Annotated in this window: 10 protein-coding genes; 4 read left to right on the top strand and 6 right to left on the bottom strand. The window is 70.6% G+C overall.

All coding sequences use genetic code 11. The features are described 5' to 3' along the window. Positions 1-3 precede the first annotated feature (3 nt). The 6 genes from ABZU76_RS04245 to ABZU76_RS04220 all read right to left on the bottom strand — a co-directional run bounded on the left by ABZU76_RS04245 (position 4) and on the right by ABZU76_RS04220 (position 7,294). Complete coding sequence (locus ABZU76_RS04245) at positions 4-126, bottom strand: hypothetical protein (protein ID WP_354864946.1); 123 nt, start codon at positions 124-126, stop codon at positions 4-6. Between the two features lie 61 nt (positions 127-187). Next, positions 188-859 carry a phosphate signaling complex protein PhoU gene (gene phoU / locus ABZU76_RS04240; RefSeq protein WP_220245051.1) on the bottom strand — a complete coding sequence of 224 codons (672 nt, stop codon included), beginning with the start codon at positions 857-859 and terminating at the stop codon, positions 188-190. 83 nt (positions 860-942) lie between these two features. Next, the gene (locus tag ABZU76_RS04235; RefSeq protein WP_354864944.1) at positions 943-4,377 is read right to left on the bottom strand and encodes an LCP family protein; all 3,435 of its coding nucleotides are present in this window, start codon (positions 4,375-4,377) and stop codon (positions 943-945) included. Between the two features lie 229 nt (positions 4,378-4,606). Beyond that, complete coding sequence (locus ABZU76_RS04230) at positions 4,607-5,281, bottom strand: GGDEF domain-containing protein (RefSeq protein ID WP_354864942.1); 675 nt, start codon at positions 5,279-5,281, stop codon at positions 4,607-4,609. Between the two features lie 93 nt (positions 5,282-5,374). After that, on the bottom strand, positions 5,375-5,959 hold the full coding sequence (idi, locus tag ABZU76_RS04225; protein ID WP_354864940.1) for an isopentenyl-diphosphate Delta-isomerase: 585 nt from the start codon (positions 5,957-5,959) through the stop codon (positions 5,375-5,377). Between the two features lie 501 nt (positions 5,960-6,460). After that, positions 6,461-7,294, bottom strand: a complete 834-nt coding sequence (locus ABZU76_RS04220) for an alpha/beta hydrolase (protein WP_354864938.1) — start codon at positions 7,292-7,294, stop codon at positions 6,461-6,463. Positions 7,295-7,674: 380 nt separating this feature from the next. On the opposite strand from ABZU76_RS04220, the gene ABZU76_RS04215 reads away from it, so the two are divergent. From ABZU76_RS04215 to ABZU76_RS04200, 4 genes are all read left to right on the top strand, one after another. Continuing rightward, on the top strand, positions 7,675-8,013 hold the full coding sequence (locus ABZU76_RS04215) for a WXG100 family type VII secretion target (RefSeq protein ID WP_220245047.1): 339 nt from the start codon (positions 7,675-7,677) through the stop codon (positions 8,011-8,013). A gap of 43 nt (positions 8,014-8,056) precedes the next feature. Then, on the top strand, positions 8,057-8,356 hold the full coding sequence (locus tag ABZU76_RS04210; protein WP_220245046.1) for a WXG100 family type VII secretion target: 300 nt from the start codon (positions 8,057-8,059) through the stop codon (positions 8,354-8,356). Between the two features lie 95 nt (positions 8,357-8,451). Continuing rightward, positions 8,452-9,021: a hypothetical protein gene (locus ABZU76_RS04205; RefSeq protein WP_354864935.1), complete on the top strand. Its 570-nt coding sequence runs from the start codon at positions 8,452-8,454 to the stop codon at positions 9,019-9,021. Positions 9,022-9,081: 60 nt separating this feature from the next. After that, positions 9,082-12,657: a hypothetical protein gene (locus ABZU76_RS04200; protein ID WP_354864933.1), complete on the top strand. Its 3,576-nt coding sequence runs from the start codon at positions 9,082-9,084 to the stop codon at positions 12,655-12,657. The last annotated feature ends 21 nt before the right edge of the window (positions 12,658-12,678 follow it).

Raw genomic sequence — 12,678 nt, 5'->3', positions numbered from 1 at the left:
TGCTCAGCAGTCGTGAGCGATGGCCTGCCGGGCGGCGTTGACGGCGGCGTTGGCACCGACGGCCTTGTTCAGCGTCGCGTTGTCGCGGAATCCGGTGTCAGCGAGGAGAAACCAGCGTGGGGCCAAGATCGAAGTGGACGGTCGACCCGTCTTCTGATCGAAGAGCCTTTGTGGACTGACTGCGAGATCAGACGTTGAGGTCCTCGTCGGAGTCGTAGCCCGGCATGCGGCCGGTGACGACGAAGATCATGCGCTTGGCGACGGAGACCGCGTGGTCGGCGTAGCGCTCGTAGAAGCGGCCGAGCAGCGTGACATCGACGGCCGTGGCGACACCGTAGGGCCACTCGCGGTCCATCAGCACGGTGAACAGGTGACGGTGGATGTCGTCGACCTGGTCGTCCTCGGTCTCGAGGTCCTTGGCGGCGTTGACGTCCTTGGACTTGATGACCTGCTCGGCCTGGCGCGCGAGCTTCACCGCGGCGCGGCCCATCTCGATGAAGTAGGGCCTCACCGACTCCGGCAGTACCGCCTCGGGGTGGCGACGCCGCGCGGCCTTGGCGACGTGCAGGGCGAGGTCGCCCATGCGCTCGAGGCTCTCGGCGGCGTGGATCGCGGCGAGCACGGTGCGCAGATCCGTGGCGACGGGCGCCTGGAGGGCGAGCAGCGCGTAGGCCTGCTCCTCGCACTCGGCGCGCGCGTCGTCGACCTTCGCGTCGTCGCTGATCACCTGCTCCGCGAGGCCCAGGTCGACCTCCAGCAGTGCCTTGGTGGCCAGCTCCATCGCCTCGGCGACCTGAGCCGACATGGCGGCCAGGTTCTCGGCGAGCTGTTCGAGTTCGACATGGTAAGCCTCACGCATGGAGACACCCTACGACGCGCGTTGTCCGAATACCGCATCGTAGGGTGAACCGCACGTGAATCCGGTCTAACGAATCCCGTGGCTCAGCCTTCGGCGGTGTTGCTGTCGGTCTTGGCCGAGTTGCCCGCGTTGGCCGCGGTGGTGGTCTTTTCGCCGGGCAGCGGGGTGTTGTCGCGCAGGGCGTCGAAGAGTGAGTCCGTTCTGGACTGCACGAGGACCTCGTTGCCGCGCTTGTTGGCGGTGCCGGTGGTGGGCACGGTCATGAAGTTGATCCTGGACGGGTCCACGCCGCGCATCGACTGGGCGAGCGTCATCATCTGCTGCACACCGAGGTTGTCGCCGAAAGTGGCCTTCGCGAACGCCGTGATGAAGCCGGAGAGCTTGCCCGGGTCGAGGACCACGTCGGACGACATGACCTTCTTCAACAGCGCCCCGATGAACGCCTGCTGCCGCTTGATGCGGCCGTAGTCGGACGTCGGGTCGCCCTTCACGTGCCGGGCGCGCACGTAGTTCAGGGCCTGGTCGCCGGAGATGGTGACGTCACCGGTCTCCAGCAGGACCTTGCCGAGCACCTCGTCGTCGATGGGCTTCTCGTTGTTGATGGTGACGCCGTGGACCGCGTCGACCATGTCCTTGAAGCCGTTGAAGTCGATGCCCACGAAGTGGTTGATGCGCAGGCCGGTGATCTTCTGGATCACCTTCGTGACGCACTGCGGGCCACCCACGGCGTAAGCGGTGTTGAGCTTCGCGATGCTCTGGCCCGACACGACTTCGTCGGTGGTGACGGACTTCGAGGGGTCCCAACGGTTGCAGTCGGGCCGGTTGATCTCGAGGTCGCGCGGGAACGACACCACGACCACGCGCTTCCGGTCGGCCGGCACGTGGGCGACCATCACGGTGTCCGAGCGGGCGCCGGGGTTGCTCTCGGCCGTGCCGACGCCTTCTTCCGCCGAGGCGCCGTCGCGGCTGTCGGAGCCGACCATGAGGAAGTTCTCGTCGTTGGCCTGGGCGTCGGCGTTGCGGATGTCGGAGGAGTTCTCGTCGAGCGCGGCGACCTGGGTGAACTTGGCGTCGAACCAGTTCACCGCCCCCCACGCCACGCCCGTGCCCAGGAAGACCAGCACGGCCAGCACGATGAGCACGATCCGCCCGATCCGGACGGCCCGCTCGTTGTGGCGCCGCTTCTTCTCCTGCAAGCGGGTTTGCGGGGCGCGCTCTTCGGGATTCTCGTCGTCGGCCTCGGCTTCGGCTTCCGCGGGAATCGCCTTGTAGATCCCCGTGGGCGCCACCACGCGCTGCAGGGCGGTGCGCGTCTGCTCGAACAACGCGACGGGCCTCGCGGTCAGCCGCGCCATCCGCTCGCGCCGCTTGTCCTCCTCCGCCAGCATCTCGTCGTGGGCGGCCGAGAAGCGCGCGAGGGTGTGGTCGATCTTCCGGCGGTACTGCGTGGCCTCGTCGATCGCCTCCATCTCGTCCGTCATGGTCAACGGATCGAGCTCCGACCGCGCGGGCACCCCGGCGGGGCGCGCGGGTGGGCGGCGCTGGCGGGGCGGACGTTTGCCGTCGACGGGAGGGGTGAGCTGGGTGCGCTCCCCGACGGGGGAGGTGAGCTGAGTGCGCTCGGCCGCCGGGGCGGCTTGGTTGTTCTGGTCGGCTTCGGCGCTTTGGTCGTTCTCGTCGAACCCGTCGGCCGCGAGACCTCGGTCTGTGCCGGGTTTGCCGTTGTCGGCGCCGTTCGGCCCGGGCCGGCCGTTCGCACCGGCTTGGGGCCGTCGCTTGCCATTCGCCCCGGCCTTGCCATTCAGCCCGGCAGCACCGTTGGCCCCCGGCACACTGTGCGGCCCGGACGTGCCATTCAACCCCGGCTTGCTCTTCGCACCCGCAAGACCATCCGGTCCCGGCATACCGCCGGGGCCTGGCATGCCGTTCGGTCCCGGCTTGCCATTGGGACTCGCCTTGCCATTGAGCCCGGCACCGCCGTTGGCACCCGGCATGCCGTTGCCCGCGGGGTTGCCATTCGGCCCGGCTTGAGGCCCGGCCTTGCCATTGGGCCCGGTAACGCCGTTGGCCCCCGGCATGCCGCTGCCATTCGGCCCAGCCTTGCCATTCGCACCGGCAGGACTGCCGGGCCGCGGCATGCCGTTGGCCGTCGGCATGCCATTCGGGCCTGCGTTGCCATTGGCGCCGGCAGCTCCTGGCACGCGATGGGGGCCGGACGTGCCATTCGGCGCGGACGTGCCATGGGGGCCGGCAGGACCGCCTGCGCCTGGCACGCCGTTTGCGCCGGTCATGCCATTCGCGTCGCCTCGCGGCGCAGGCTTGCCATTCGGGCCGGGCTTGCCATTGGGGCTGGCGGCACCGTTCGGCCCCATGCCATTCGTGCCGGTCTGGGAGCTCGGCTTGCCATGGGGACCCGGCTTGCCGTTCGGACCGGCGGCGCCGTTGGACCGGGGCATGCCGTTGGCAGGAGGCATGCCATTCGGGCCCTGGTTGCCATTCGGTGCGGCAACGCCGCCGGCGCCTGGCATGCCGTTCGGGCCGGGGCGCTGGCCGTTGGGGCGGGCGGGGCGTTCGGCCGGGGGTAGCGGGGCGGCGCCCGCCGGGCCCGGGGTGCGGCCGCGAGGGCGGCCGTTCGGGGGCTCGGGCGGTGCGGAAGTGCCGTGACGGCCGGGGGGTTCGGCGGCCGGGAGGTCCGAGAAGTCCGGGCCGTCGTCGGGCACGGCGTGGCTGCCACCGGGCGCCGGCGGTTCCGGGGCGCGGCGGCGGCCGGTGGGAAGTGGCTGCGAGGTCGTCGGGCGGCGCGGGGAAGGCGGTTCCGGCGCGGCCCGGCGGGGCCCGCGCGAGGGGGCCGGCTCCGGGGCATCCGCGGCGTGCGAGGTCCGGCCCGGGGAATCCGCGCGTGGCACGGGGCCGCCCGCCGAAGGTGCGGCGGGCGGGTCGTCGTCGGGGCGGGCACGGCGGCCGCGGGGTGGCGGCTGCTCAGCGCGGCGAGAGCGGGAAGAGGTCGAGTAGCTCTCGTCGGCGAGGTGTGAGCCGCCGGGGCCGGCCAGGCGGGAGTTGCCGTTGGACTCTGCCGAGTGTGAGCTGCCGGGGCTGCCTAGGCGGGAGCTGCCGTTCGACTCTGCCGAGTGTGAGCTGCCGGGGCTGCCCAGACGGGAGCTGCCGTTGGACTCCGCGAGGTGTGAGCCGCCATCGAAGTCGGAGTCGTCGGCGCGGCGCGAGCCCGGGCGGGAGCCGGGTGCGGCAGAGTAGCCGTTGGGGCCGCGCAGGTGGGAGCTGCCGTTCGACTCCGCCAGGTGCGAGCTGCCGTTCGACCGCGTTCCGGGTTCCGCGCGCCGCGAGCCCGGATCCGAGTCTTCCGTGTCGAAGGTCGGGCGTTCGCCGGTGTGGCGGGCCACGACGTCGGAGACGCTGATGCCGCCCTGGGTTTCCATGGAGCGGCGGCGGCCGGCGCGGGTGTGGGGGGTGCCGTTGTCCGAGTGGCGACCGGTGCCGGGAAGGGGGCGATCGTCGGGCACTCGGACTCCTTTCGCACTTCGGGCGCTTACGAACCGGCGGCGGGGCCTTTCGTTCCGGCTCTCCCAGGGCACGTCGTTCCTCGGGAGGTTTTCGTTATCGTACGGATACCCGCCGTTCGTGACGACACCCTCCCGCGAATTTCTTCACCATGAGTCGACCCAAGACGGCCCGAAGCGGACGAACAGGTGAAGATTGGAGCAAGCGAATGGGAGTAAGCTCGCGTTTACGTTACTCAGAGTGGGTAATGACGTGCGTCGTTTCGCGGTCGTGATAGGCGACTTTGTTGCGCCCCGCGCGTTTCGCCGCATACAAGAGGTTGTCCGCGCGCAGGAGTTGCCGCTGGGCGGACACCGGGCCGGCGGAAGCGTGCGCCAGGCCCGCACTGATGGTGACTCTCAAGCCGGGCTGAAGTTCTGACCAGGGGTGACGGGCGACCCGCGTGCGGGCGGCCTCGACGATCCGCACGGCCCCCGGCGCGTCGACGCCCGGCAGCACGAGCGCGAACTCCTCGCCGCCGTAGCGCGCGCAGAACCCGTCGGGCGGCAGCTCTTCCTGCAGGAGGTCGGCGACGCGGCACAGCACCCGATCGCCGAGGAGGTGACCGTACGTGTCATTCACGTGCTTGAACCGGTCGAGGTCGATCAGCGCGACGGCCAGACCGCGTGCGGCCGGCAGGCCGGGCAGGCGCTGGTCGAGGTAACGGCGGTTGTAGCTCGACGTCAGCGTGTCCCGGAGACTGCCGGCCCGTGCGATGTCGAGCGCGCACCGCAGGTGCTCGTACGCCCGGCGCCAGTCGCCCTGCTTGGCGAACATGCCGGCGATGGACTCGTGCAGGCTCAGCAGATCCGGAGCGGGTGCACCCGCCGTGAGCTCGTCCTCGGCCGCCACACCCACCTCCGCCACCTCATGGTTGTCGTCTTAAAGGAGCGGTGTCTTGAGGCATCGGTACGCGCGAAAGCGAATATCGCTCAAGTGGACGACTGGGGCCCGGTTTTGTCACGCACCGAAGTTCTGTTGCCCCAACGACGAAAACGGCTTCTTCCCCTTGAGCTGCGTGTACTGGTCTTTGGCCCAGTAACTCACGTTTTCCTCAGTGCCTTCGAGCAACTGTGCGTAATCGGGCCACGAGACCCACCGCCAGCCACCGACTTCCTCGGGGTTCGGCTCGGGGTCGCGATCGACCCACGCAACGAACACCGGGCAGAACTCGTTCTCCACGATCCCCTGGAACGGCGGCGTCCGGTACCGGTACTTCGGCAGCACGCACTCCAGGTCCTGCAGCTCCGGCAGCCCGATCTCGTACGCCGCGCGCCGGCGCACGGCGTCGGGCAGCGGCTCGCCCGGCGCGGGATGCCCGCAGACGCTGTTGGTCCACACCCCCGGCCACACCTTCTTGTCCAGTGCTCGTTGCGTGATCAGCAACGCCTGGTCCGAACGGCGTAGTACGTAACACGAGAACGCGAGGTGCAGCCGCGTCTCGCCGTGGTGGCTCGCGAGCTTCGGCCCGGTCTCTCCCGTCGGCACGCCGTCCTCCGTGACGAAGACGACGCGCTCGGACTCGGATTCGGTGATGGTGTCCACGTGACCACTGAACACCAAAGCTCCACGGACGAGGTACCGCAAGGCGGGTGGCCGTGCCCTTCATCCCGTTTCGGGTGGCCGGGCGGCACGGTGCGTGACCGCCGCGGCCCGCCGCGCCTCCGGGTGACCTCCTCGGGTGAACCATTGAGTCCGAAGTGGACAAAACGGCGCCGAGCCCGATTGACCGACACGATCCGTCACCGCCGGCGCCCTCGATCCGCCGTTTGGCCCGTCTCGGGTGAACTACCGGGCCGGCTCTTGACGCACGGTTGCCGCGAGCCCGGAAACCCGGCGACCAACGGGAAATCCCCACCCCAGAGCGAAAATCGACAACACAAACCGCGCCCGACGAACCACGTCGAACAGCACAGTCCGTGACAGCCACCGGCCCGCAGGGCAACGCATGACCGCCTCGGGTGAACGATCTTGTCCACCGGTCCGAATTGGACGGATGTCAGTAATAATTCCCGTGTGCCAACGAAACCCGGGCCGGCTCGTTCGTCAGTGGCTGCCGAGGTGCTCCACGATGAGGGAGGTGAGGGCCTCGGGGGCTTCTTCGGCGACCCAGTGGGACACGTCCTCGAGCATCTCGAACCGGTACGGCCCGGTGACCCAGTTGCCGGTGTCGAGCGCGGCCGTGGAGCCGAACGCGACGTCCTCGGTGGACCACACGTAGAGCGTCGGCACGTCGATCTTGCCGATCTTCCCGCCCGGCCGGCCGCCGCGGTACCAGTTCAGCGCGGCCGTGAGCGCGCCCGGTTCCTCGAGGCGCCGCACGTACTCGTCGATCCGGCTCGGCGGGATGCGGCGCTCGAAGATGTCGCGCAGCGCGCGGGCGCCCTCGGCGAGCATCTTCCGCTCCGTGGCCGGGGTCGCGCGCCACTCCGTCATGTACGCCGAGCGCAGGTGCTGGTCCTCGTCGGTCTTCATCGCCGCCGCGAGAGCCGCGGGGTGCGGGGTGGACACCACGGCGAGGCTGCGCAGCCGGCCGGGGTGCGCGTCCGCGGTCCACCACGCGACGGCCCCGCCCCAGTCGTGCCCGACGAGGTCGAACTTCGGCCACCCCAACGCATCCGCCATTGCCACGGCGTCGTCCACCAGGGTAGAAATACCGTACTCCGCCGGTTGTTCTGGTCGAACGTCCGGCGAGTACCCCCGCTGGTCGGGTGCCACGGCGCGGTAGCCGAGCACGCCGAGGGTCGCCACCTGGTGTTCCCACTCCACGGCGGCCTCGGGGAAGCCGTGGAGCAGCAGCACGGGGCGACCGTCCTGAGGTCCCGAGGCGATCGCGTCGAAGGAGCCGGCTTCGGTCGGGATGGTGAGCTGGTCGATCACGGCCCGCACTCTACGGGGCCGCACCGACACTTTCCGGCGATGGCCTCTCATGCAGACCTGGGCGGAAAAAGGGGCAAGAAGCGGACCGATCCGGTGAGCCGCACCCGGGCCTTGCTGGGCATGTCCTGTTTGTCCGGTCGTGAACGCTGTTGCCCCCGCGTCCGCGACGTGGTGTCCATAAGGGAACAACAGACCGCAGTGTGTCGCGCACTCACTTACCGTTACCTCGCCGGCTCCGGTCAGCCTTCTCGAACCTCGGAAGTGTGAAGCGGCGTCACGGCATTTGCGATGAACCGTCCTCACGACGACGTCGTGTTGGCGGAGAGCAGCTTCGACTACATGTCGACAATCGAAGAAAAATCCAACCAGAGGAGAAGAGCATGGCTTCGCAGGACGGCGCCAAGGTCGATACCGGGATCATGCGTCAGGGTGCGAGCACGATCACCAGCACCGGTGACGGGATCACGAGCACCGGGGGCCAGGTGGACTCGACCATGCAGGAACTGCTCGGCACCTGGCGGTCGGACTCCGCCACGATCTTCCACCAGGCCATGGGCGAGTTCGACAACACGGTGAAGAAGATCGTGCAGCGCCTGACCACGCTTTCCGAGCACGTCACGCAGGGCGCCGCGGACTACGACCGCGGCGACGAGGACAACACCTCCACGGCTCGCGCGCAGGCCGCTGCCATCGGCGGCGGCGGCCTCAACGGCTTCTGACCTGCTCGAAACCAACCCAGCTTTCTCCTGAGAGGACAGATCCATGGCTCTGGGCAACTTCCAGATCAACTTCGCCGTGATGGGCGACACCGTCAACACGGCCAAGCAGCAGGCACAGCAGATCACCTCGCTGCTGGAAGAGATGCACAGCAAGATCCAGGCGCAGCGCGAGCACTGGACCGGTTCGGCGGCCGACGAGTTCCAGTCGACCTACGAGTGGTGCCACCAGCAGGCGCAGGTCCTGCCGCAGGCCCTCGACGCCGCTTCGCAGACCTTGTCGCACATCAACGAGGGCACCTCGACCACCGAGAGCGGCAACGCGCAGCGGTTCGCGCAGCGCTGATGCCGGCGTCGCGGGTCCCCGGGGCGCGGTGGGTCACCCGCCGCGCCCCCGGTGTCCCCACCGGGTCCGCAGACCTGAAAGGACAGTGAGCACTCATGGCATTCGACCCAGTCGTCTTCGAATCGGCGAAGACGGTGATGGACTCGCTTCACCCGGACAACAACACCCCGGCGTCGACGAGCGGCCCGTTCAAGAGCCCTGGTGACCAGAACCCGCCGCCGGTCGACAACCAGTGGATCCCGCAGGGCAACGTCACCACGCCGCCCGCGGTCCCCGGTGGCGCCGACCACCCCGGCAAGGGCGTGACCACGGTCAACACCGAGGCGATGCGCACGTTCGCCACGAACATGCAGACCCTCGCCGACGGCCCGCTCAAGGACCTGCCCGGCCAGCTCGACGGCATCACCGTCAAGCCCGGTATCTTCGCCACCGCCAACGGCAAGATCACCCAGCCGATCGTCGGGCCGGGCGGGGTGCGCGACACCACGCGCGCCACGATCCAGGACCTCATCACGTCGCTGCACGACCTTTCCGAGGCCGTGAACACGGCGTCGAAGGCCTACGACGACGCCGACGAGGCCAACAACATGACGATGGACAAGTACAACCAGTACTTCGGCAACGTCAGCAACGAAATCAACAACGCGGGCAACAAGCACAGCTGACCGCCGCCTCGCGGGGCGGCGGTCCCAGGTTCCAGGTGAGCAAGGGAAGATGGAGCGGCAGTGACCAACCCGAATAACAACAACGGGTTCCAGCAGGACGACAACGGCATCTGGCCTGACTCCGGCAGCAACGGGAACGCGAACACCACCGGAGACCCCGGCAAGGACTTCGACGGGCTGACCTGGAAGCAGATCGAGGCCGCCATCCTGGGCGGCGGTTCGATGACCGGTGGTCAAGACAACCTGGACCGGGCCTACGGCAACGTCAACTGGCAGTCGCTGCAGGCCGCCGCCGGCGTGTTCCAGACAACGCAGCTGAACCTCGCCGCCATCTCCCAAGCCATCAAGGACCAGACCGCCGCTCTCGCGGGCGACGACGGGCCGTGGAAGGGCACCGCCGCCGACAACTTCAAGGTCCTCGCCGCCAACCTGAGCGGGAAGTTCGACGCCCTCGTGCACATGATCACCGACGGCGGTGGCGGTGCGCGCGACATCCCGACCCAGCTCGTGAACTCCGCCGCCTACCTGCAGTGGGCGCAGAACACCCTTCGCTACATCGACAGCTACTACGCCGAGCAGGTCATCGCCCGCGGCAAGGTGCTCGGCGACGGGCGGGCGTTCATCTCGCAGTTCCCTGACGCGGTCGAGATGATGACCAACGACATGCGTCAGGTCGGCAACCAGCTCGCCGGGAAGTACAACACCGTCGCGACCTCCAGCTACACCCCGCCGCCGCCCGGCCAGGCCCCGCCGCCCCCGCCGCCGAGCGTCCCGCCGCCCGGCGGGGGCGGCGACAACCTGCCGCCGCCCCCGAACATCCCGCCGCCCGCCGACATCCCGCCTCCCGGCGGGGGTGCCGGTGGTGGCGACGGCGGTGGTGGCGACGGCACCGGCGGCGCGGGCAACGTCCCACCCCCCAACATCCCGCCGCCCCCGGGTGACACCGGTGGCGGTGGCGGCAATCCGCCACCCCTCAACGCCGCGGCCATCCCGCCGCCTCCCGGTGACGTCGGTGGCGGCGACGGTGGTGGCGGCGACCTGCCGCCGTTCCAGAACCTCAACGTGGCGCCGCCCAACCTCGACACGTCCGGTGGCGGTGGTCCCGGTGGCGGGCCCGGTGGTGCCGGGCTGAGCAACTTCGACACCACGCCTCCTCCGCTCACGTCGCCGAACCTGCCGCCGCCCCCGGGCTCGATCGGTGGCGACGACGGCGGGCAGAACGGTGGTCTCGGCAACCTGCCCCCGTTCACCTCGCCCAACCTGACGCCGCCGCCCGGCTCGACGGGCAGCAACAACGGCGCCAACAACGGCGGGACCAACCTCGCCAACATCAAGCCGCCCGCGCTCACGCCGCCGCCCGGTGACGTCAAGGGCGGCGGTGGCCCCGGCAGCACAGGTGGCGGTGGTGGTCTCGGCGACATCAAGCCGCCGGCCCTCACGCCGCCGCCGGGCAACGCCGGCCTGGGCAACAACCTGTCGAGCAACGCGCTGAACCCGTCGGACCTGCCGCCGGGCTTGCAGGACGGCGGTAACACCGGCAACCAGGGCGCCATCCCGCCGCCGTCGATGATGCCGCCGCCGAGCGGCGCGGGTGGTGCCGGTGGTCTGGGCAACCAGGGCAGCGAGCGGCCCGACTCCGCGGGCCTGCTCGGTGGCGTGGACAAGCCGTGGCTCTCGGACATCCCGAAGGGCATCGGCGACCCGACCTCGCTCGGCGAGACCCCGCCGCTGAGCCACGCTTCGTGGGCACCGCCGCCCGGTGATGCCGGCGGGACCGGTGGCGCGGGCGGTGCAAACCTCGACGGCGCCGGCGGTCTCGGTGGCGCGAGCTCGGACGGTCCCGGTGGGATCAAGGGGCTGGACTCCAGCAACCTCGTGCCGCCGCCGGACCTGCCTCAGTCGCTGGCGGACCCGAACGGGACGAACGGTCCCGGCCAGGTCGGTGCCGGCGGTGCGGGCTCGGGCATGCCGATGATGCCGCCGGGCGGCGCGGGTGGTGGCGCGGGCGGCCTGGGCAACCAGGGCAGCGAGCGGCCCGACTCCGCCGGTCTGCTCGGGGGCATCGACAAGCCGTGGCTCACCGACGTCCCGCAGGGCATCGGCGACCCGACCTCGTTCGGCGAGACGCCGCCGCTCAAGTCGGCGTCGTGGGCTCCGCCGCCCGGAGCGGACGCGGGCGTCGGCGGTGCCGGTGACCTCGGCGGTGTCGGCGGTGGGCTCGACGGCGTCAAGGGGCTGGATTCGAGCAACCTCGTGCCGCCGCCGGATCTGCCTCAATCGCTGGCGGACCCGAACGGTCCCGGTCAGGTTGGCGCCGGTGGCGCGGGCTCGGGCATGCCGATGATGCCGCCGGGCGGCGCGGGAGGCGGGGCGGGTGCGAACGCGCCGGCCGCCGACCGGCCCGACTCGGCCGGTCTGCTCGGTGGCGTGGACAACGCGTGGCTGGCGAACTCGCCGGCCGGTGTCGGTGACCCGAACTCGTTCGGGGATACCCCGCCGTCGAAGTCGGCCGACTGGGCGCCGCCGGCACTGTCCTCTGTGGACGGTCTCGGCACGCCCGCCGCGCACGACGTCGACGGCACCGGCACGCCGGGCGCGGCCGTCCCGCCCCAGAACGGCATGGGCGGCCCCGCGCCGACCGGCACCGCGACCGACCGGCCCGACTCCGCGAGCCTGCTCGACGCCACCACGCAGCCGTGGACGAACGGCCCGGTCCCGGCGGGTGCCGGCGACCCGGCCGTGGTCAGCGACACGCCGGCGGCGCCCGCGACGTCGTGGTCGACGCAGCCCGATCCGGTGCCTGCCGCGCCGGTGCCGGTGGACGTCACTCCGGTCACCCCGGTGCCGGTCGACGCCACTCCGGTCCACCTGACGCCGGTCCACCCGACGCCGGTCCACCCGACGCCCGTCGAAGCCGCCCCGGTCGAGACGGCGGCCCCCGACGACCCGGCCCCCGTCACGGGCTGGGGCACCGGCGACCAGCCGGCAGCCGGCTCGGGTGGCTGGGCGACGAGCGCGGTCCCCGCCGTCCCGGTCGTGGTGCCGCCCGTGCAAGCGGGCTGGGGAGTGGCCGGGTCGGCAGCAACTCCGGCAACCCCGGCCACACAATCGGCCCCGAACACGCAGAACTCAGAGCAGCACAACAACAAGCACGATGACCGCGAAGGCGCGATCGCGGGCGGCGTCGGCGGTGGCGAGCCCGACGAGGTGCGCATCGCCGTGGTCCAGGCAGCGGAGGTCGTGGACACCTCGGCGTGGGACGCCGGCACGGCCGACTTCCTGCCGGGCCTGCTGCCTTCCTCGGTGTTCGCGCAGCGCGAGGACCGGGAGGAGGACTTCGTCACCGACTTGGTGGAGCGCTCGGACAAGCCGTGGCGCCCGGCGGGTGGCACGGAGGACTCGCCGCACCTCGCGACGTACCAGCGGGTGCGGACCGGCCAGGGCGAGTTCTACGCCGACGAGCTGCCCACGAACGGCGGACCCGACCCCGACGAGCTCGAGTCCGAAGAGGACACTGCCGAAGTCGAAGAGGGCGAAGAGGAAGAAGAGGCCGAACGCACGATGGCGGACCTGCTGAGCCAGGACGAGTCCGCGTGGGGTCGCCCGGCGAGCCGGCCTTCGGGCGTGCTCGAGTGACGGGGAACGTTCGGAAGGAGG

The organism is Amycolatopsis sp. NPDC005232, assembly GCF_040607795.1.
Lineage (GTDB): Bacteria > Actinomycetota > Actinomycetes > Mycobacteriales > Pseudonocardiaceae > Amycolatopsis.
The sequence above is the reverse complement of the archived record's forward strand: the minus strand, read 5'-3'. Positions and strand labels throughout refer to the sequence as shown.

Excerpts from the sequence above, each read along its gene's own strand:
- phoU (WP_220245051.1), bottom strand. The coding sequence starts at position 859 with ATGCGTGAGGCTTACCATGTCGAACTCGAACAGCTCGCCGAGAACCTG.
- ABZU76_RS04215 (WP_220245047.1), top strand. The coding sequence starts at position 7,675 with ATGGCTTCGCAGGACGGCGCCAAGGTCGATACCGGGATCATGCGTCAG.
- ABZU76_RS04210 (WP_220245046.1), top strand. The coding sequence starts at position 8,057 with ATGGCTCTGGGCAACTTCCAGATCAACTTCGCCGTGATGGGCGACACC.
- ABZU76_RS04205 (WP_354864935.1), top strand. The coding sequence starts at position 8,452 with ATGGCATTCGACCCAGTCGTCTTCGAATCGGCGAAGACGGTGATGGAC.